Origin of the sequence: Bartonella capreoli, assembly GCF_902813205.1 — a bacterium.
Classification (GTDB): domain Bacteria; phylum Pseudomonadota; class Alphaproteobacteria; order Rhizobiales; family Rhizobiaceae; genus Bartonella; species Bartonella schoenbuchensis.
Window position 1 is genome coordinate 1 of sequence record NZ_CADDZX010000161.1, and the last position, 478, is coordinate 478.

The following is a 478-nucleotide window of genomic DNA, read 5'->3' on the forward strand; positions in this document are numbered from 1 at the left end:
TTATAAAACATTTGCGCCAAATCATAGAAAAAGTGGCACCAACCAATAGCCGTGTTATGATTACAGGTCCTTCTGGGGCGGGAAAAGAAATGGTTGCACGTGCTATTCACGCGCTTTCAACGCGTTCAAATGGGCCATTTGTTACAATAAATGCCGCAATGATTACTCCGGAAAGAATGGAAATAGAATTGTTTGGTAGCGAAATGGAGGGAGGAGTACGCAAAATCGGTGCATTAGAAGAAGCTCATGGTGGAATATTATATCTTGATGAAATTGCTGATATGCCACGTGAGACTCAAGGTAAGATTCTTCGGGTGTTGACGGGGCAAACATTTGAGAGAGTGGGCGGCACAAAACGTGTCAAGGTGGATGTTCGTATCATTTCTTCAACGGCGCAAAATCTTGAAAACCTCATTTCTGACGGGCGTTTTAGGGAGGATCTTTTCCACCGTCTTTCGGTTGTTCCCATTACTGTTCC

Annotated in this window: 1 protein-coding gene; it reads left to right on the top strand. The window is 43.9% G+C overall.

The features are described from left to right. Positions 1–478 (top strand): sigma-54 factor interaction domain-containing protein (locus tag J7R05_RS07865; RefSeq protein WP_208541834.1); only part of this gene is annotated, 478 nt, incomplete at both ends.